General features: G+C 58.6%; 22 protein-coding genes. 10 read left to right on the top strand and 12 right to left on the bottom strand.

The window, feature by feature from the left end; all coding sequences use genetic code 11:
• The first annotated feature begins 6 nt into the window (after window positions 1–6).
• From citC to citG, 6 genes are read left to right on the top strand one after another with little or no spacing between them, the layout of a single operon-like run.
• Window positions 7–1,029: a [citrate (pro-3S)-lyase] ligase gene (gene citC, locus KGP25_RS20290; RefSeq protein ID WP_223539544.1), complete on the top strand. Its 1,023-nt coding sequence runs from the start codon at window positions 7–9 to the stop codon at window positions 1,027–1,029.
• Window positions 1,030–1,045: 16 nt separating this feature from the next.
• The gene (gene citD, locus KGP25_RS20285; protein ID WP_021242087.1) at window positions 1,046–1,339 is read left to right on the top strand and encodes a citrate lyase acyl carrier protein; all 294 of its coding nucleotides are present in this window, start codon (window positions 1,046–1,048) and stop codon (window positions 1,337–1,339) included.
• Window positions 1,336–2,211 (top strand): citrate (pro-3S)-lyase subunit beta, encoded by an 876-nt coding sequence (citE, locus tag KGP25_RS20280; protein ID WP_048224834.1) that lies wholly within the window; start codon window positions 1,336–1,338, stop codon window positions 2,209–2,211. Before citD ends, citE begins: the two co-directional genes overlap by 4 nt.
• Window positions 2,212–2,221: 10 nt before the next feature.
• Complete coding sequence (gene citF / locus KGP25_RS20275) at window positions 2,222–3,745, top strand: citrate lyase subunit alpha (protein ID WP_223539543.1); 1,524 nt, start codon at window positions 2,222–2,224, stop codon at window positions 3,743–3,745.
• A complete protein-coding gene (citX, locus tag KGP25_RS20270) occupies window positions 3,742–4,281 on the top strand; it encodes a citrate lyase holo-[acyl-carrier protein] synthase (protein WP_023618643.1) in 540 nt (179 codons plus the stop codon). The genes citF and citX overlap by 4 nt, the downstream gene beginning before the upstream one ends.
• Window positions 4,259–5,062 (top strand): triphosphoribosyl-dephospho-CoA synthase CitG, encoded by an 804-nt coding sequence (gene citG, locus KGP25_RS20265; RefSeq protein ID WP_223539542.1) that lies wholly within the window; start codon window positions 4,259–4,261, stop codon window positions 5,060–5,062. The genes citX and citG overlap by 23 nt, the downstream gene beginning before the upstream one ends.
• Before the next feature lie 80 nt (window positions 5,063–5,142).
• On the opposite strand, the gene KGP25_RS20260 is transcribed toward citG, so the two are convergent.
• The 4 genes from KGP25_RS20260 to mutY all read right to left on the bottom strand — a co-directional run bounded on the left by KGP25_RS20260 (window position 5,143) and on the right by mutY (window position 9,169).
• The gene (locus tag KGP25_RS20260) at window positions 5,143–6,399 is read right to left on the bottom strand and encodes a nucleoside permease (protein WP_008499767.1); all 1,257 of its coding nucleotides are present in this window, start codon (window positions 6,397–6,399) and stop codon (window positions 5,143–5,145) included.
• Between the two features lie 218 nt (window positions 6,400–6,617).
• Window positions 6,618–7,694: a membrane-bound lytic murein transglycosylase MltC gene (gene mltC, locus KGP25_RS20255; protein ID WP_223540587.1), complete on the bottom strand. Its 1,077-nt coding sequence runs from the start codon at window positions 7,692–7,694 to the stop codon at window positions 6,618–6,620.
• Between the two features lie 124 nt (window positions 7,695–7,818).
• Window positions 7,819–8,091 (bottom strand): oxidative damage protection protein, encoded by a 273-nt coding sequence (locus KGP25_RS20250; RefSeq protein ID WP_008499765.1) that lies wholly within the window; start codon window positions 8,089–8,091, stop codon window positions 7,819–7,821.
• A gap of 25 nt (window positions 8,092–8,116) precedes the next feature.
• Window positions 8,117–9,169 carry an A/G-specific adenine glycosylase gene (gene mutY / locus KGP25_RS20245; protein WP_196346577.1) on the bottom strand — a complete coding sequence of 351 codons (1,053 nt, stop codon included), beginning with the start codon at window positions 9,167–9,169 and terminating at the stop codon, window positions 8,117–8,119.
• Between the two features lie 144 nt (window positions 9,170–9,313).
• Here mutY and trmB point away from each other — a divergent pair, with 144 nt between their 5' ends.
• From trmB to KGP25_RS20230, 3 genes are read left to right on the top strand one after another with little or no spacing between them, the layout of a single operon-like run.
• Complete coding sequence (gene trmB, locus KGP25_RS20240) at window positions 9,314–10,033, top strand: tRNA (guanosine(46)-N7)-methyltransferase TrmB (protein WP_048224819.1); 720 nt, start codon at window positions 9,314–9,316, stop codon at window positions 10,031–10,033.
• On the top strand, window positions 10,033–10,359 hold the full coding sequence (locus KGP25_RS20235; RefSeq protein ID WP_003862421.1) for a YggL family protein: 327 nt from the start codon (window positions 10,033–10,035) through the stop codon (window positions 10,357–10,359). Before trmB ends, KGP25_RS20235 begins: the two co-directional genes overlap by 1 nt.
• A gap of 56 nt (window positions 10,360–10,415) precedes the next feature.
• Window positions 10,416–11,132 (top strand): DUF2884 domain-containing protein, encoded by a 717-nt coding sequence (locus KGP25_RS20230; RefSeq protein ID WP_008499762.1) that lies wholly within the window; start codon window positions 10,416–10,418, stop codon window positions 11,130–11,132.
• Between the two features lie 82 nt (window positions 11,133–11,214).
• Here the strand turns inward: KGP25_RS20230 and KGP25_RS20225 are convergent, their stop codons facing one another.
• The 6 genes from KGP25_RS20225 to KGP25_RS20200 form a co-directional block, all read right to left on the bottom strand.
• Window positions 11,215–11,553: an endonuclease domain-containing protein gene (locus KGP25_RS20225; protein ID WP_196365307.1), complete on the bottom strand. Its 339-nt coding sequence runs from the start codon at window positions 11,551–11,553 to the stop codon at window positions 11,215–11,217.
• Between the two features lie 63 nt (window positions 11,554–11,616).
• Entirely contained in the window at window positions 11,617–12,759 is a 1,143-nt protein-coding gene (hemW, locus tag KGP25_RS20220) for a radical SAM family heme chaperone HemW (RefSeq protein WP_223539541.1), read from the bottom strand.
• The gene (locus KGP25_RS20215; protein ID WP_223539540.1) at window positions 12,752–13,345 is read right to left on the bottom strand and encodes an XTP/dITP diphosphatase; all 594 of its coding nucleotides are present in this window, start codon (window positions 13,343–13,345) and stop codon (window positions 12,752–12,754) included. Before KGP25_RS20215 ends, hemW begins: the two co-directional genes overlap by 8 nt.
• A gap of 3 nt (window positions 13,346–13,348) precedes the next feature.
• The gene (gene yggU / locus KGP25_RS20210; RefSeq protein WP_045909934.1) at window positions 13,349–13,645 is read right to left on the bottom strand and encodes a DUF167 family protein YggU; all 297 of its coding nucleotides are present in this window, start codon (window positions 13,643–13,645) and stop codon (window positions 13,349–13,351) included.
• On the bottom strand, window positions 13,642–14,208 hold the full coding sequence (locus KGP25_RS20205; protein WP_045909933.1) for a YggT family protein: 567 nt from the start codon (window positions 14,206–14,208) through the stop codon (window positions 13,642–13,644). The genes yggU and KGP25_RS20205 overlap by 4 nt, the downstream gene beginning before the upstream one ends.
• Window positions 14,209–14,229: 21 nt before the next feature.
• Window positions 14,230–14,931 (bottom strand): YggS family pyridoxal phosphate-dependent enzyme, encoded by a 702-nt coding sequence (locus KGP25_RS20200; RefSeq protein ID WP_223539539.1) that lies wholly within the window; start codon window positions 14,929–14,931, stop codon window positions 14,230–14,232.
• A gap of 17 nt (window positions 14,932–14,948) precedes the next feature.
• On the opposite strand from KGP25_RS20200, the gene KGP25_RS20195 reads away from it, so the two are divergent.
• On the top strand, window positions 14,949–15,929 hold the full coding sequence (locus KGP25_RS20195) for a type IV pilus twitching motility protein PilT (protein WP_223539538.1): 981 nt from the start codon (window positions 14,949–14,951) through the stop codon (window positions 15,927–15,929).
• A gap of 10 nt (window positions 15,930–15,939) precedes the next feature.
• Here the strand turns inward: KGP25_RS20195 and ruvX are convergent, their stop codons facing one another.
• Window positions 15,940–16,356 (bottom strand): Holliday junction resolvase RuvX, encoded by a 417-nt coding sequence (ruvX, locus tag KGP25_RS20190; protein WP_021242076.1) that lies wholly within the window; start codon window positions 16,354–16,356, stop codon window positions 15,940–15,942.
• Entirely contained in the window at window positions 16,356–16,916 is a 561-nt protein-coding gene (locus tag KGP25_RS20185) for a YqgE/AlgH family protein (protein WP_008499752.1), read from the bottom strand. The genes ruvX and KGP25_RS20185 overlap by 1 nt, the downstream gene beginning before the upstream one ends.
• Between the last annotated feature and the right edge of the window lie 20 nt (window positions 16,917–16,936).

Below are 16,936 nucleotides of genomic sequence, written 5' to 3'. Positions count from 1 at the left end.
GGCGGCATGAACAGTCAACCCATCGATTTTCGCCACACCCTCGTGGCGAAGCACCCGGAACGCTTAAGCCAGATCCGTTACCTGCTGGCAGACAGCGGCCTTGGCCTGGACAACGACATCACGCTGTTTGTCGAAGCCTGGTCCGGCCCGCAGCTGGTGGGTTGCGCAGGGCTTGCCGCCAACGTCATCAAGTGCGTGGCGGTCAACGAGCAGCTTCGCGGCGAGAACCTCAGCGCGCGGCTGCTGGCAGAGGTGGAACATGCGGCGCTGGAGCGCGGCCATTTTCACCTCTTCCTCTGTACCCGTCCGTGCAACCGGGAGCGTTTTGCCCGCAGCGGCTTCTGGCCGATTGCCCAGAGCGGGAACAACGCCGTGCTGATGGAGAACACCCCGCAGGGGATCGCGCGCTACTGCCGTTCTCTGCGCGCGAACCGCAAGTGCGGGGAGAAGATTGGCGCCATCGTGATGAACGCCAATCCGTTCACCCTCGGCCACCGCCATCTGGTGGAGCAGGCGGCGGCGCAGTGCGACGCCCTGCACCTGTTCGTGGTGCGCGAAGACGCCTCGTTCTTCCCGTTCAGCGCGCGGCTCGAGATGGTGCGCGCGGGCGTGGCGCATCTGCCGAACGTAGTGGTGCATGAAGGCTCGCAGTACATCATCTCTCGCGCCACGTTTCCGGCCTACTTCCTGAAGGAGACCGGCAAAGTGCAGCAGGCGTGGAGCGAGATCGACGTGCTGATCTTCCGGGACTTTATCGCCCCGGCGCTCGGCATTACGCACCGCTTCATCGGCTCGGAGCCGTTCTGCGATATCACCCGTCAGTACAACCAGACGCTGCACGACCTGCTGGCCTCGCATATCGAGGTGGTGGAAATGCCGCGCATCAAGGCCACCGGCAACGCCATATCGGCGTCCGAAGTGCGCCGATTACTGAAGACACAGCAGTTTTCCCGGATCCGGGAGATTGTCCCGGACTCCACCTTCGCGCATCTCGAAACGCATTATCGTGCGAGTGCGGAAGTCGCTTAACTACCAGGAATTTATCATGAAAATTGTAAGGGAGGCGCTGGCCGGAACGCAGGAGTCCAGCGACCTGATGGTGAAAATCGCGCCCGCTCACGGCGAGCTGGAGATCGTCATCCACAGCGAAGTGATTAAGCAGTTTGGCGAGCACATTCGCCAGGTGGTCAACGACACATTGCGCGCCATGAACGTGCACCAGGGATTAATCATTATTGAAGACAAAGGGGCGCTGGACTGTGTGATTCGCGCCCGTCTGCAAAGCGCGCTGATGCGTGCCGCCGATGAACAGGCCATCAACTGGGGGGCGCTGAAATGAGCAAACTCCGCCGCAGCATGCTGTTCCTGCCGGGCGCTAACGCCGCCATGCTCTCCACCGCCTTTATCTACCGTCCCGACTCCATCATGTTTGACCTGGAGGACGCCGTTGCCCTGCGCGAGAAGGATACCGCGCGCATGCTGGTGTTCCACGCGCTGCAGCATCCGATGTATCAGGATATCGAAACCGTGGTGCGCATTAACCCGCTGAGCACGCCGTTTGGCCTGCTGGATCTGGAAGCCGCCGTGCGGGCAGGCGTGGATGTGATCCGTCTGCCGAAAACCGACACTCCGGACGATATCTTCGAGCTGGAGGGTCACCTCGAGCGCATCGAGCAAGCGTGCGGCCGCGAGATCGGTTCCACCCGCGTGATGGCGGCGATTGAGTCGGCCATTGGCGTCATCAACGCCGTGGCGATTGCCCGCAGCTCTCCGCGCCTCATCGGCATTGCGCTGGCCGCCTTTGACTACGTGATGGACATGCAGACCGAGCGCGGCGACGGCACCGAGCTGTTCTACGCCCGCTGCGCCGTGCTGCACGCCGCCCGCGCGGCGGGTATCGACGCCTTCGACGTGGTGTGGTCAGACGTTAACGATGAGGCCGGGTTCCTGCGCGAGGTCGATTTGATCCGCAAGATGGGCTTCAACGGCAAATCGCTGATTAACCCGCGTCAGATTGACCTGCTGCACAACGCCTACGCCCCGACGCAGGAAGAGGTGGATCACGCCAGAAGGGTGATTGAGGCAGCAGAAGAGGGCGAGCGTAACGGCTTGGGCGTGGTGTCGCTTAACGGCAAAATGGTGGATGCACCGATTATTAACCACGCGCAGGTGGTGCTGGAGCGCGCGGCGGCTTCCGGCGTGCGTCGGTAAGGATAAGACAATGAATCAGACTGAACTTCTCCATGTGAATTTTCCCCATCTGCGGGACTTAAAACCCTTTGATACCGCCCACAGCACCACGCCGTGGCTGGCGGACAGCGATGCGAAGCACAGCCGAAAGCTGTGCGCCTCGATTGAAGAGGCAGTTAAGCGCTGCGGCCTGCAGGACGGGATGACCATCTCCTTCCACCATGCGTTTCGCGAAGGCGACCGGGTGATCAACACCGTCGTGGCGCTGCTGGCGCGGATGGGCTTCAAAAACCTGACGCTGGCCTCCAGCTCGCTGATGACCTGCAACGACGCGCTGATCGAGCATATCGAAAGCGGCGTCATCACCCGGATTTACACCTCGGGCATGCGCGGCAGGCTGGCGGACGCCATCTCCCACGGGCTGATGGACGAGCCGGTGCAAATTCACTCCCACGGCGGGCGCGTGAAGCTGCTCCAGGACGGCGAGCTGAATATCGACGTGGCATTTCTCGGCGTGCCGTGCAGCGATGAGTTTGGCAACGCCAACGGCACGCACGGCAAATCGTGCTGCGGTTCCCTGGGCTACGCCATGGTGGACGCGCACTTTGCCCACAAGGTGGTGCTGCTGACTGAAGAACTGGTGCCGTTTCCCAATATGCCCGCCAGCCTGGTGCAGGACCAGGTGGACTACATCGTTCAGGTCGAGAGCGTGGGCGACCCGGCGAAAATCAGCGTCGGCGCGGCGCGCGTCACCAGCAACCCGCGCGAGCTGATGATCGCCCGCTATGCGGCGGACGTGATCGAGCATTCCGGCTACTTCAAACCGGGCTTCTCGATGCAGACCGGCTCCGGCGCGGCAGCCACGGCCTGCACCCGCTTTATGGAAGAGAAGATGGAGCGCAGCGGCGTGAAGGCGCGCTTTGCGCTCGGCGGCATCACCGGCAGCCTGGTGGATCTGCACGAGAAGGGGCTCATCGAAAAGCTGCTCGATACCCAGTGCTTTGACGGTCAGGCGGCGGCCTCGCTGGCGCGCAACCCGAACCACGTCGAGATTTCCACCAACGTTTACGCCAACCCCGGCAGCAAGGCGGCAAGCTGCGATCAGCTCGACGTGGTGATCCTCAGCGCCCTGGAAATCGACGTCGAGTTCAACGTCAACGTCATCACCGGATCCGACGGCGTGATGCGCGGCGCGTCCGGCGGGCACTGCGACGTGGCCGCCGCGGCGAACCTGACCATCGTCGTTGCCCCTCTGCTGCGCAGCCGCATTCCGACGGTCGTGAAGCGGGTTACCACGCGCCTCACGCCGGGCGAAAGCATCGACGTGCTGGTTACCGATCACGGCATCGCGGTCAACCCGGCGCGCCCTGAAATCCGCGAGCGGCTGCTGGAAGCCGGGCTGAAGGTGGTGGATATCAACGCGCTGTACGAGCGGGCGATCTCCCTGACCGGCGTCCCGAAACCGATTGAGTTTACCGACAAAATCGTCGGGGTGATCCGCTACCGCGACGGCAGTGTGATCGACACCGTGCGACAGGTGAAGGAGGAAGTATGACTTTAGCGACACCCGTGCGGGCGGGTGTCAGCCTTGACGAACTGCTGGCGGCGAAAGAGCGCCGCGCAGCGCGCCAGGCTGACATGCTTGAGCACTATCAACAACCGGTGATTTCCCTCACGCTGGTCACGCCAGGGGAAATCAAGGACAGCCTGCGCTATCGCAATACCATGGGCGTAGCGCTGCAGATGTGCGACCAGCTGCTGTGGGAAAACCGCTGGCAGGTGCTGGACCGTCAGGTGCTGTGGCTCCCGACCGGGCCTGAAGCCCTCTGGTGCGTGGCCCATCCGGCGGTAGAAATCAAAGCACACTGTGCGGATCTGGAGCAGACGCACCCGCTCGGCAGGCTGTGGGATCTGGACGTGATTTGCCCTCAGCACGGCCACGTCGGGCGTCAGTCGCTGGGGGCGAATCTCAGGCGCTGCCTGATCTGCGACGCGCCCGCCCACGCCTGTTCCCGTTCGCGCAACCACCCCGTTGAGCAGGTGGTTTCCCGCGTGGAGAAGACGATCGATGACTGGTTTGCTCGCGACTAAACCGCGCCCGGCTGACGTGCCCGCGCTTGCCGAAGCGGCGCTGTGGCAGGAGCTGGAGCTGACGCCCAAGCCGGGGCTGGTGGACAGGCTCAACAACGGTTCCCATCGCGATATGGACCACGCGCTGTTTGTCCGCAGCATCGTGGCAATTACGCCGTGGTTTTCGCGCTTTGCCGAGCTGGGCAGCGCGCATGCGGATAAACCCGCTGGCGAACAGCTACGCCTTCTCCGCCCTATGGGGCTGGCCTGCGAGCAGGCGATGTATGCCGCGACGAACGGAGTGAACACCCACAAAGGCGGGATTTTTGCCCTGGGTTTACTGTGCTTCGCCGCCGGTCGTGTGAAAAATATTTCCTCAGAGAGCCTCTGTTGTGAGGTGAGTAACATCTGCCGCGGGCTGGTATCGCGGGAGCTGGCCGCACGCAGCGGACAGGCGACGGCGGGCGAGCGACAGTTCCAGCAGTACGGCTTAACCGGCGCGCGCGGTGAGGCGGAGAGCGGCTTTGCGACGGTGCGTAAGGCGCTGGCGCAGTGGAATGGACATTCACTTCACGGCCTGCTGTTACGCCTGATGGCCGTCAATCAGGACAGCAATCTGGTATCTCGCGGCGGCATGGAAGGGCTGCGCTACGTTCAGGGCTACGCGCGGGAACTGCTGGTTAACGGTTGGGACCGCGAGGCGTTGATCAGAATGGATAACGCACTGATTGAACGGAACCTGAGCCCGGGCGGCAGCGCGGATTTACTGTCGGTGGGGTGGGTGCTGTCTGGAATAAAATAGCCGGGTGGCGGCTTCGCCTTACCCGGCCTACGGTCTGGTTTTGTAGGCCCGGTAAGCGTTAGCGCCACCGGGCACAACAATCAATGCGCGATCGGCTGCGCACCGTGCGGTTCACGCACGTGCTTGTACTTGAACAGCGCGATGAACGCGAAGAACAGCACCAGCGAGTACGCCGCGAAGATCAGCCACACCGGCTGCCAGTTGGTGATGCCGTTGGTGGTGTACATCTCAACCACTTTACCACTCACCACGCCGCCCAGAATACAGCCGAAGCCGTTGGTCATCATCAGGAACATACCCTGCGCGCTGGCGCGGATTTCAGGCTTCACTTCTTTTTCCACAAACACCGAACCGGAGATGTTGAAGAAGTCGAAGGCGCAGCCGTAAACAATCATCGACAGCACCAGCAGCACGGTACCGAACGGGCTTGGGTCGCCGTAGGCGAACAGACCGAAGCGCAACATCCACGCCGCGATACTGATCAGCATGACGTTCTTGATGCCGTAGCGGCTCAGGAAGAACGGGATGGTCAGGATGAACAGCGTCTCAGAGATCTGAGAGATGGACATCATCACCGACGCATGTTCAACGATAAAGCTGCCGGAGAACAGCGGATTGTTATCGAAGCTGTGCAGGAAGGTGTTGCCGAACATGTTGGTGATCTGCAGCTCCGCGCCCAGCAGCATGGAGAAGATAAAGAAGATCGCCATGCGTTTGTTTTTGAACAGCGCGAAGGCATCCAGGCCGAGCATGGTGCTCCAGCTCTGGTTTTTCTGCTGGTTAGACACCGGAATGGTTGGCAGCGTCAGGGTGAAGATCGCCAGCAGCACGGAGAGCGCCGCACCGATATAGAGCTGCATATGGCTCAGTTCGAAGCCCGCGAAGCTCACGCCCCACATCGCCATGATAAAGCCGATGGTGCCCCAGATACGGATTGGCGGGAAATCGGTCACGATATCCATATCCGCGGATTTCAGGCGGTAGTAGGAGATGGTGTTGATCAGCCCAAGCGTTGGCATATAGGCCAGCGAGTTAAGCAGGATCACCATGAACATTGCCCCCGGCGTGGTCACCTGGGCTGCCATAAACAGCGTCCCCGCGCCCACCAGATGGCAAAGCATGTACAGCCATTTGGCGCTTAGCCATTTATCCGCCACGATCCCCAGCAGCGTCGGCATGAAGACCGCCGCAATACCGAGCGAGCTGTATACGGCACCGATTGACGCACCATCGAACTTGAGCGTCACAAACATATAGGAGCCGAGTGTAGTCAGCCAGCTACCCCACAGGCAGAACTGCAGAAACGACAATATTTTAAGCTGCAGCTTAAGGTTCATGTTACTTTCCTCACAAGTGAGCGGGAGATATGTTGTTATAGGAACATTCAGGGTTGTTATTTGATGCAATTCTATCAGTTGGCAACGATATGTTTTGTTACCTCCCGCAAAAAAATGCAATCCACATTAATTTGCAGTTTGGATTGTGATGCAAATAACATTTTCGTATGGGTGGGTGGAAGCAGAACACCTTCTCCTTGCAGGAGAAGGTGTGTTGATTATCGACGACGATAGTTTTTCTGCGCCGTATTCACCTTATACAGGTACCGGCGGGATTCCGCAGAAGGGTGGCGGGTGGTGAGGGTGGAGTAGACATCTCCCGGCGCCATGCTGTTGATGATGTTCGCGGCCTGCACTTTGTCATTCGAGAAGACGCGCAGCACGCTGCCCGCGCCGCCGTTATAGGCGGTGATCACCGCATAGCGACGCGACGTTGGGTTATCGATACCGCCGAGATACACATTATTCAGCATCGCCAGATAGGCGGTGCCGGTATCAATGTTGCTCTGCGGGTCGAACAGATAGCTGCGGCTCGGCGTGCCGGATTTCCCCTGCGCGCGGAAGACGTCTTTCCCGGCGCTGTGCTGTACCACCTGCATCAGCCCCAGGGCGTCGGAACGGCTTACCGCATAAGGGTTAAACGAGGATTCGGTCTGCATAATCGCCAGGATCAGCGACTCATCCACGCCGTACTTACGCGAGGCCTGACGCACCATGCCCAGATACTTATGCGCACGCTTGTCGAGGTGGTTCGGGACGAGGTTGATGGTGACGCTATAGATGATCTTCAGACCGTTAGAGCGGCTTTTCAGGCGCGTCTGCAGCAGGTAGTCGGCAAATTTCGTGGCGCGACCTTCCCAGCGGATCGGCTGACCGGTCTGATCGACGACCTGACCGTACAGGAACGGCTCTTTCGAGATGGTAATGTCGTCGGCATCGGAGTAGAGATCGATGGAGCCCGGATCGTCACCCATCAGCAGGGTTTTGATAATCGCCTGACGGAGTCGTGCCGCAGGGTTCGTGCCTGCAATGGTCTCAATCGTGATCGTCCCCTCATCAAAGTTGATATGGCTACGGGTCAGATAGGCGTCGGTGTACTTAACGTAGTCCTTAGGTCCGGCAATAAGAACTTCGTTAAATCCCCATATATTCTCGATGTTATGGGCAAACTGCCCCATCAAAATGTCAAAACCGTTGGTGTCCTTGATCCAGGCCTCGTTGTAATCATCGCCTTTTTTTGACGAACACGAGACCAGCAACGGCGCAACAAGGGCTAGCGCTAAAAGTTTTTTCATCATTCCGGGAGTGCGTGTTGTGTTTGCCTGGTCGTTGCTGTTGCCCGGCGGCGCTATGCTTGCACGGGCCTACGGTTTTGTAGGCCGGGTAAGCGTAGCGTCACCCGGCAACAGCCGCTCGATATTATTTTTCCGGTGGCGTATAGCCTTCGATGTGCACGTCTTTACCTTCGAACAGGAAGCTCACCATCTCCTGCTCCAGCAGCTTGCGGTGTTCCGGGTTCATCATGCTGAGTTTCTTCTCGTTGATCAGCATGGTCTGCTTTTTCTGCCACTGTCCCCAGGCTTCTTTGGAGATTTCATTGTAGATGCGTTTACCCAGCTCGCCCGGATAAAGCTGGAAATCCTGGCCTTCAGCGTCACGCTGCAGGAAAGTACAAAAAATCGTTCTGGCCATACTCATTCCTCTTTTTTGACCGATGCTAAACCATTGCACCGGCACGTAATTGCTGTAACAGGCGCTCCACGGGAGCCGCCAGCCCGACTGATGGCGGTTGCGCTAAGTTATACCAGAGAGCGGTGCCTTCATCCATGCACGAGGCGAAGGAGGACACGGGAAGCCACATCGGCACAATATCCAGATGGAAATGGCTGAAGGTGTGGCGAAACGCGGTCAGCTGCGTCAGGTTATCGGCAGCAATCCCACGCTGTTTAAGCCATTCACGCAGCAAGTCTTCATCTTCAAACTGTGGGAAGCAGTATAGACCACCCCACAGACCGCTCGGCGGACGCTGGGCCAGGAAGACCTCATCGCCGTGCTGCATCAGCAGCATATAGCCGGTGCGCTCCGGCAGCGTCTGTTTGGGTTTCTTGCCCGGATACTGCGCCCAGGAATGGTTGGCATACGCCACGCAGAGGTTACTCACCGGGCAGAGTTCGCATTTGGGTTTTGAGCGTGTGCAGACCATCGCGCCAAGATCCATCATCGCCTGGTTAAAACGCTCCACCCCTTTCGCCGGAGTGACCGCTTCACTGATTTCCCACAGGCGTTTTTCAACGTCCTTCTTCCCCGGCCAGCCGTCAACGGCATAGCAGCGTGCCAGCACGCGCTTTACGTTGCCGTCGAGGATCGGGAAATGCTTGCCTAAAGACAGAGAGAGAATAGCGCCTGCGGTTGAGCGTCCGACGCCGGGGAGATCGGCCACCTCGTCGAAGGTTTCCGGGAATTTCCCGTTGTGGCGCGTCGCAACCTGCTGAGCGGCTTTGTGAAGATTACGCGCGCGGGCGTAATAGCCAAGACCGGTCCACAGGTGCAGCACCTCGTCCAGCGGGGCGTTGGCCAGATCGGTCACCGTCGGGAAGCGCGCCATAAAACGCTCGAAGTAAGGGATTACCGTGGCGACCTGCGTTTGTTGCAACATCACCTCGGAGAGCCATACTTTGTAAGGCGTTTTTTCAATTTGCCAGGGCAGGGTTTTACGCCCGTATTTGTCGTACCAGTCCAGCACCTGGGCTGAAAATTGAGAGGCTTGCATGGTCATCGATTCGCATAATCAGGGACGCAGATTGCAGCACAGCGTCAATCTGCTGTAAACCGGATCTTTCCCATGCTTGCATAGAAGCCTTAACTTTGGATAATGCCCGTTTCCCGAACATTCTCACAAGCAGACAACTCTTTTATGAAAAACGACGTCATTTCACCGGAATTTGATGAAAACGGTCGCCCGCTGCGCCGTATTCGCAGCTTTGTCCGTCGTCAGGGCCGCCTGACAAAAGGTCAGCAACACGCGCTGGACAACTACTGGCCGGTGATGGGCGTTGAGTTCAGCGAGCAGCCTCTGGATTTTGCCGAGCTGTTTGGCCGCGACGCGCCGATCACGCTGGAAATTGGCTTCGGTATGGGCGCCTCACTGGTGACCATGGCGAAAGCGCGCCCGGAGCAGAACTTCCTCGGTATCGAAGTCCACTCCCCGGGCGTCGGTGCGTGTCTGGCAACGGCCCATGAAGAGGGCGTTGAGAACCTGCGCGTGATGTGTCACGACGCGGTGGAAGTGCTGCACAAAATGATTCCTGACAATTCTTTAACCATGGTTCAGCTCTTTTTCCCTGACCCGTGGCACAAAGCGCGTCATAATAAACGCCGTATCGTTCAGGCGCCGTTTGCCGAGCTGGTTAAAAGCAAGCTGAAGCTGGGCGGTGTCTTCCATATGGCGACCGACTGGGAACCGTATGCGGAACATATGCTGGAAGTGATGTCGTCGCTGGACGGCTACAAAAACCAGTCTGCGAGCAACGACTATGTACCGCGTCCGGAATCGCGTCCGGTAACGAAATTTGAACAGCGTGGCCATCGTCTTGGTCACGGTGTATGGGACTTAATGTTCGAGAGGGTGAAATAATGGCAAAGAATCGTAGCCGTCGTCTGCGTAAAAAGATGCACATCGAAGAATTCCAGGAAGTGGGCTTCTCCGTTGCGTGGCGTTTCCCGGAAGGCACCAGCGTTGAGCAGATCGATCAGGACGTGGATGCGTTCATCAACGAGGTGATCGAGCCAAACAAACTGGCCTTCGACGGTAGCGGCTATCTGGCCTGGGAAGGTCTGATCTGCACCCAGGAAGTGGGTAAATGCACCGAAGAACATCAGGCTCTGGTCCGTAAATGGCTTGAAGACCACAAGCTCGAAGATGTCCGCGTCAGCGAACTTTTCGACGTTTGGTGGGACTAATTAAGCAGTAAGGGGCCAGCATTAGCTGGCCCGTTTTGTCTGAGGGAGTGTTTAAGATGCGCAAAACGTTGCTGGCTGTTGCTTTAATGGCAACCGGATTCACCGCCCATGCGGATTATCAGTGTAGCGTCACCCCGCGTGATGACGTGGTGTTAAGCCCGCAAACCGTGCAGGTCAAAGGCGAGAACGGCAATCTGGTGATTACGCCAGAAGGGAACGTCACCTATAACGGCAAGCAGTACAACCTGACTGCCGCACAGCGCGAGCAGGCGAAAGACTACCAGTCAGAATTGCGTACCGCGCTGCCGTGGATTAATGAAGGTGCCCTGACGCGCGTCGAAAAGAGCCGCGTGGCGCTGGATAAGATCATCACCAAAGAGGTGGGGGAGAGCAGTAACATGCGCACCCGCCTGACGAAGCTGGACAAGCAGCTTAAAGAACAGATGAACCGCATTATTGAGACGCGCTCCGACGGCCTGACGTTCCACTACAAGGCGATTGATCAGGTCCGTGCCGACGGGCAGCAGCTGGTGAACCAGGCGATGGGCGGCATCCTGCAGGACAGCATCAACGAGATGGGTGCCAAAGCGGTGCTGAAAGGCGGCGGTAACCCGCTGCAGGGCGTGCTGGGCAGTCTGGGCGGCCTGCAAACCTCCATTCAGAACGAGTGGAAAAACCAGGAAGATGATTTCCAGCAGTTCGGCAAAGACGTGTGTAAACGCGTGGTGTCGCTGGAAGACAGCCGGAAGGCGCTGGTGGGGACGCTGAAGTAAGGTCTCTGCGCGCTGGGCCCCTCACCCTAACCCTCTCCCCAGGGGAGAGGGTGTAATCGTTCCCTCTCCCTGTGGGAGAGGGTTAGGGTGAGGGCATCAGGCATTGCAGTCGTTGCAGAATAGCCATCATTACCTCCTCCTCATTAGCTCTGAATTCATTATTCCAGAACCGCAGTATTTCCCAGCCGTTTGCATGCAAAAATTCAGCACGACGTGAATCATACATTTCGTTGTTCTGATGTTGTCCACCGTCCAGCTCGATAATCAGCTTCGCCTTAAAACAGGCAAAATCCACGATATACGCACCAATCGGCATCTGGCGGCGAAACTTATAGCCAAAGAAGCGGCGTCCCCTGAGTAAATACCAGAGGCGTAACTCTTCGGGCGTCATTTGTTTGCGGAGTTGTTTTGATTTGTCCATTCCCACACTCTGCCAGCCTTTCCGTCAGCCGGCAGAGCGGGATGCAAAATCCTGAATCAGCCTTCAGGAATCTTCGGCGAGGAACAGCTCAAGAAGGGAATTGAGGAACAGTTTGCCGTGCTCGGTGATCTGCCAGTAATCATCACATTCCGTGAGATATCCCTGGGCCAGCGCCTCGTCGAGCTGCGGGCGAATCACCGATTCCGGCAGCCCGGTGTACAGCGCAAACTCCGCGCGCGGCGCGGCTTCCAGCAGGCGGAAGCGGTTCATAAAGAACTCAAACGGTTTATCCGCCGCCTCGACGTCGTGCTGACGCTCCAGGTAGCGGCCTTCCATATACCCGCGCGGGTGACGGGTTTTGGCGGTGCGCAGAATGCGCCCGTCCGGGAAAGTCACCTTACCGTGCGCGCCGCAGCCAATCCCGAGATAGTCGCCAAAGCGCCAGTAGTTCAGGTTGTGCTGACACTGGTAGCCCGGCTTCGCATACGCCGACGTTTCGTACTGCTGATAGCCCGCAGCGGTTAAAAGCCTGTGACCCTGCTCGAAGATATCCCACAGCGCGTCGTCATCCGGCAGCACCGGCGGGCGCGAGCCAAACAGGGTGTTGGGCTCGATGGTGAGCTGGTACCACGACAGGTGCGGCGGGTTCAGCGCAATGGCCTGGCGCAAATCGTCCAGCGCCTCGTCCAGCGACTGATCCGGCAGGCCGTGCATCAAATCGAGGTTAAAGCTGCGAAGATTAAGACCGGTCGCCAGGTTTGCCGCGCGCTTCGCCTCTTCCGGGCCGTGAATACGCCCCAGGCGCTTCAGTTTCGGCTCGCTAAAGCTCTGCACGCCGATGGAGATGCGGTTAACGCCCGCGCGCTGATAGTCGACAAAACGGTCGGCCTCAACGGTGCCGGGATTGGCTTCCATCGTAATTTCAGCATCCGCTGCCAGGTTCAGGCGCGCACGCACGCCGTCCAGCAGCGTTTGCATCGCCGGGCCTGACAGCAGGCTCGGCGTACCGCCACCAATGAAAATGGTCTTAACTTCACGTCCCTGTGCGTAAGGTACATCGGCGTCCAGGTCGGCCAGCAGATGCGCCACGTAGTCATCGTGCGGCACTTCGCCCTTCAGCGCGTGCGAGTTGAAATCGCAGTACGGGCATTTCTGCACGCACCACGGGATGTGAATATAAAGACTCAGAGGTGGCAAATTAGCCATTACGCAGTGCTTCCAGTAACAGTTTCAGCGCGCGTCCACGGTGGGATATCGCGCTTTTCTCTTCGCGGGTCAGTTCCGCAGCGGTTTTGCCCTCGGAAGGGACAAAGAAAATCGGGTCATAACCAAAGCCGCCGTTGCCAGCCGCTTCACGGGTAATCACGCCTGGCCAGCTGCCGTGGCAGACGATCGGCGTCGGGTCCTCCGCGTGACGCAGATAGACCAGCACGCAGTGGAACTGCGCGGTGCGCTGCTCGTCCGGGACGTCTTTCAGGGCGACAAGCAGCTTTTCCAGATTCTGTTGGTCGGTAGCGTCAACGCCGGAATAGCGCGCGGAGTAGATCCCCGGCGCGCCGCCAAGGGCGTCTACGGCCAGGCCGGAGTCGTCGGCAATCGCGGGCAGGCCCGTAATCTGCGCGGCATGGCGTGCTTTGAGGATCGCGTTTTCGATAAACGTCAGCCCCGTCTCTTCGGCGGAATCCACGTCAAGATCGGTCTGGGCGACCACGTCCAGACCAAAATCATTTAATAGCGAGGCCAGCTCGCGCACTTTACCGGCGTTGCCGGTCGCGAGAACAACTTTCTGCATGGTTTAGTCCTGTTCTGTCAGAGCCGCGACTTCCGTCGGGATAGATTGCGGATTAAGGATTTTTACCTGTTTATGTCGCCCCAGTTCGCCTTTTTCAATGATGACCTGGCTTTTGGCGACGCGAAACTGTTTTGCCAGATATTTGGTCAGATGCGCGTTCGCCTGGCCGTCAACCGGCGGGGCGGTGATGGCGACTTTTAACTCGTCGCCATGCAGTCCAACAATATTGTCACGGCTGGCTTTCGGCTGAATATACAGCCGTAAAACCAGCCCGTCAGCGCAGGTGCTTACTGCACTCATAGCGCCATCCACAGCCCCGGCAGCAGCATATCGCCCGTGGACTGCAGCAGTTCAGCGATCCCCATGTTGATCACATAGAGCAGCAGAACCAGGATCATCGGCGAAAAATCGATGCCGCCCATAGACGGAAGCAGGTTACGGATTGGACGCAGCAGCGGCTCGGCCAGCTGAATCAAGGCATACTCTACCGGGCTACGGCCCTGGCTCACCCAGCTCATGATCGCCATGACCAGCAGCACCCAGAAAATCAGCAGGCCGATGGTTTTGATCAGAATCAGAACGGCGGCAATCCAGATAATCGGCTGGAAGGTGATGACCATAAACAGCACGATCGCTTTGATAACGCTCAGAATAAACGCCACCAGCAGAGACGAGCTGTCGATGGGACCCATGGCCGGGATAATACGGCGCAGCGGTCCGACTACAGGTTGCGTGATTTTCACGACAAACTGCGAGAACGGATTGTAAAAATCACAGCGGGCCCACTGCATCCAGACGCGCAGCAAAAGCGCCATCGTGTACAGCTCAATGACCGTTGAGAGCAGGAAAGTCAACGTCTTCATGGCGTTCCTCAGGTTTCCTTATTATTTTGAGTAGTCGCGCGCACCGAAAATTGCCGTGCCGATGCGCACCATCGTGCTGCCTGCCGCAATGGCGGCTTCCATATCATCCGACATGCCCAGAGAAAGCGTGTCTACCGTGTGATAGCGCGCTTTAAGCGCCTCAAATGCTACAGCCATTTGCTGTGCCACGGCAAACTGCCTTTCATAACTTGACTCAGGCGCCGGGATTGCCATCAAACCACGCAGGGTTAAGCGCGGCAGTTCGGCCACTTCGGCTGCCAGCGCATCCAGCTCGCTCAGCGCAATGCCGGACTTGCTGTTTTCGTCACTGATGTTGACCTGAATCAGCACGTTAAGCGCTGGCATCTCTGCCGGACGCTGGTCGTTCAGACGCGTCGCAATACGCAGGCGGTCAATGGTGTGACACCAGTCGAAGTGCTCTGCCACCAGACGGCTTTTGTTCGACTGCAGTGGGCCAATAAAGTGCCACTGCAGATCCGTCTTCCCCTGTTCCTGGAAGTAGCGAATTTTATCCACGCCTTCCTGCACGTAGTTTTCACCAAACGCCCGCTGGCCTGCGTAAATGGCTTCTGCGATGGCGCTCGCAGGCTTGGTTTTGCTGACTGCAAGCAGCGTAATTTCTTCTGAAGCCCGGCCGCAACGCGCTGCGGCGGCTGAGATTTTGTCCCGGACCTGTGCCAGGTTATGCGCAATGTCGTTCATTTTCCGAGGAGTAGTCTATGGATGTGGAAGAAATTGTGGCCCTTAGTGTAAAGCATAACGTCTCCGATCTACACCTGTGCAGTGATTCGCCACCCCGCTGGCGCAGAACAGGCCGCCTTGAACCGGCACCGTTTCCTCCTCCCGACGTCGGGGCGTTGTTAAAAGCGTGGCTCAACGATGAGCAGCAGGGCATATGGTGGGCCAGCGGGCAGGTGGATTTTGCCGCGACGGTGGCGGGAGGTCAGCGCCTGCGCGGCAGTGCCTTTAAGCAGATGCGCGGTGTCTCTGTGACGCTACGGCTGTTGCCGCGTACCTGTCCGCAGCTCGCTTCACTGGGTGCGCCGAGGGCCATCCCGGAACTGTTAACCAATGAGTCCGGGTTGATTCTTGTGACGGGGGCGACCGGCAGCGGTAAATCTACGACGCTGGCGGCGATGGTCGATTTTCTCAACCACCATACTGACGGCCATATCCTCACGCTCGAAGATCCGGTGGAATTTATCTACCAGAGCGAGCGTTGCCTGATCCAGCAGCGGGAGATTGGTCAGCACAGCCCGTCATTTGCCGACGCGCTGCGCAGCGCCTTACGCCAGGATCCTGACGTGATTTTGCTCGGGGAGCTGCGCGACAGCGAAACGATCCGCCTGGCGCTAACGGCAGCAGAGACCGGGCATCTGGTGCTGGCGACCCTGCATACGCGCGGGGCATCGCAGGCGATTGAGCGGCTGGTCGATACGTTCCCGGCGCAGGAGAAAGATCCGGTGCGTAACCAGCTGGCCGGCAGCCTGCGGGCGGTGCTGGCGCAGAAACTGCTTCCCGATCTTCAGGGCGGGCGCGTCGCGCTGTATGAACTGCTGGTGAATACCGCCGCGGCGGCGAATCTCATTCGTGAAGGGAAAACGTGGCAACTTCCCGGCATCATTCAAACCGGTCAGCAGGCAGGAATGCAGAACTTTGACCAGAGCCAGGCGGAGAGACGGGCGCAGGGGCGGCTGTAGGCCCCTGTGCTTAAAAGCCCTGCTCGAAATAGCTTTCGAGGATGATGACGGCAGAAGCGGAGTCCACGCTGCCTTTGTTCAGCGCCCGGAAGCCGCCGTGCTCAAACAGACCCGCGCGCGCTTCGACGGTGCTCAGACGCTCGTCGTGCAGCTTCACGGAGACGCCAAAGCGGCCATGGATTTTGTTGGCGAACTTACGCGCCCGGGCGGTCAGCGGCTGTTCGGTACCGTCCATGTTCAGCGGCAGCCCTACAATCACGTCATCCGGCTGCCACTCCTTGAGCAGGCGCTCAATGAGGTTCCAGTCCGGCGTACCGTCGTTGGCCTTCAGGGCCGTAAGCGGGCGCGCGGTACCGGTGATGCGCTGCCCCACGGCGACGCCGATGCTTTTGGTACCAAAATCGAAGGCCAGAAGCGTTCCGCTCATCAGGCGTGCCCCGCTACGCCAGGCATGGTCAGAATATCAATACCAATCAGTTTCGCCGCGTCGCGCCAGCGATCGGCTATCGGCGTTTTAAACAGGATATTCATGTCCGCAGGCGCGGTGAGCCAGGCGTTATCGAGGATCTCCTGCTCAAGCTGGCCTTTCTCCCACGACGAATAGCCCAGCGCCACCAGCACTTCAGAAGGCTGCTCTGCGGTGCCCAGCGTTTCGAGCACGTCACGCGAGGTCGTGATAACGGTGTTGTCGGAGATGCGAATGCTGGAAGAGAATACCGGCGGCGTATGCAGGATAAAACCGCGATCTTCTGCAAGAGGTCCACCCAGCATCACGGGCTTATCAAGCCGGATTTCCGGCAGTCGCGCTTCAGCCGGGATTTTCAGCTTGTCCAGAATCCCTTCAACCTGAAGATTTTCCAGCGGTTTATTAATGATAATACCCATCGCGCCGTCTTCATTGTATTCACAAATATAAACCACGGCGCGGCGAAAAATCGGGTCCTGGAGAGCAGGCATGGCAATAAGAAAGTGATGCTGTAAATTCATTGTCAGAGGTACTGTTTCCT

Source organism: Enterobacter sp. JBIWA003, from assembly GCF_019968825.1.
In the GTDB taxonomy this organism is placed as follows: Bacteria; Pseudomonadota; Gammaproteobacteria; order Enterobacterales; family Enterobacteriaceae; genus Enterobacter; species Enterobacter quasiroggenkampii.
This window is presented reverse-complemented; position numbering and strand designations above follow the sequence as displayed.

Bases quoted from the DNA above. Each gene is read 5' to 3' on its own strand.
- KGP25_RS20235 (WP_003862421.1), top strand. From the start codon at position 10,033: ATGGCAAAGAATCGTAGCCGTCGTCTGCGTAAAAAGATGCACATCGAA.
- KGP25_RS20200 (WP_223539539.1), bottom strand. From the start codon at position 14,931: ATGAACGACATTGCGCATAACCTGGCACAGGTCCGGGACAAAATCTCA.
- KGP25_RS20205 (WP_045909933.1), bottom strand. From the start codon at position 14,208: ATGAAGACGTTGACTTTCCTGCTCTCAACGGTCATTGAGCTGTACACG.
- mutY (WP_196346577.1), bottom strand. From the start codon at position 9,169: ATGCAAGCCTCTCAATTTTCAGCCCAGGTGCTGGACTGGTACGACAAA.
- citX (WP_023618643.1), top strand. From the start codon at position 3,742: ATGACTTTAGCGACACCCGTGCGGGCGGGTGTCAGCCTTGACGAACTG.
- KGP25_RS20250 (WP_008499765.1), bottom strand. From the start codon at position 8,091: ATGGCCAGAACGATTTTTTGTACTTTCCTGCAGCGTGACGCTGAAGGC.
- KGP25_RS20185 (WP_008499752.1), bottom strand. From the start codon at position 16,916: ATGAATTTACAGCATCACTTTCTTATTGCCATGCCTGCTCTCCAGGAC.
- citC (WP_223539544.1), top strand. From the start codon at position 7: ATGAACAGTCAACCCATCGATTTTCGCCACACCCTCGTGGCGAAGCAC.
- citG (WP_223539542.1), top strand. From the start codon at position 4,259: ATGACTGGTTTGCTCGCGACTAAACCGCGCCCGGCTGACGTGCCCGCG.
- yggU (WP_045909934.1), bottom strand. From the start codon at position 13,645: ATGAGTGCAGTAAGCACCTGCGCTGACGGGCTGGTTTTACGGCTGTAT.
- KGP25_RS20260 (WP_008499767.1), bottom strand. From the start codon at position 6,399: ATGAACCTTAAGCTGCAGCTTAAAATATTGTCGTTTCTGCAGTTCTGC.
- citF (WP_223539543.1), top strand. From the start codon at position 2,222: ATGAATCAGACTGAACTTCTCCATGTGAATTTTCCCCATCTGCGGGAC.
- hemW (WP_223539541.1), bottom strand. From the start codon at position 12,759: ATGGCTAATTTGCCACCTCTGAGTCTTTATATTCACATCCCGTGGTGC.
- KGP25_RS20230 (WP_008499762.1), top strand. From the start codon at position 10,416: ATGCGCAAAACGTTGCTGGCTGTTGCTTTAATGGCAACCGGATTCACC.
- trmB (WP_048224819.1), top strand. From the start codon at position 9,314: ATGAAAAACGACGTCATTTCACCGGAATTTGATGAAAACGGTCGCCCG.
- ruvX (WP_021242076.1), bottom strand. From the start codon at position 16,356: ATGAGCGGAACGCTTCTGGCCTTCGATTTTGGTACCAAAAGCATCGGC.
- KGP25_RS20225 (WP_196365307.1), bottom strand. From the start codon at position 11,553: ATGGACAAATCAAAACAACTCCGCAAACAAATGACGCCCGAAGAGTTA.
- citD (WP_021242087.1), top strand. From the start codon at position 1,046: ATGAAAATTGTAAGGGAGGCGCTGGCCGGAACGCAGGAGTCCAGCGAC.
- mltC (WP_223540587.1), bottom strand. From the start codon at position 7,694: ATGAAAAAACTTTTAGCGCTAGCCCTTGTTGCGCCGTTGCTGGTCTCG.
- citE (WP_048224834.1), top strand. From the start codon at position 1,336: ATGAGCAAACTCCGCCGCAGCATGCTGTTCCTGCCGGGCGCTAACGCC.
- KGP25_RS20195 (WP_223539538.1), top strand. From the start codon at position 14,949: ATGGATGTGGAAGAAATTGTGGCCCTTAGTGTAAAGCATAACGTCTCC.
- KGP25_RS20215 (WP_223539540.1), bottom strand. From the start codon at position 13,345: ATGCAGAAAGTTGTTCTCGCGACCGGCAACGCCGGTAAAGTGCGCGAG.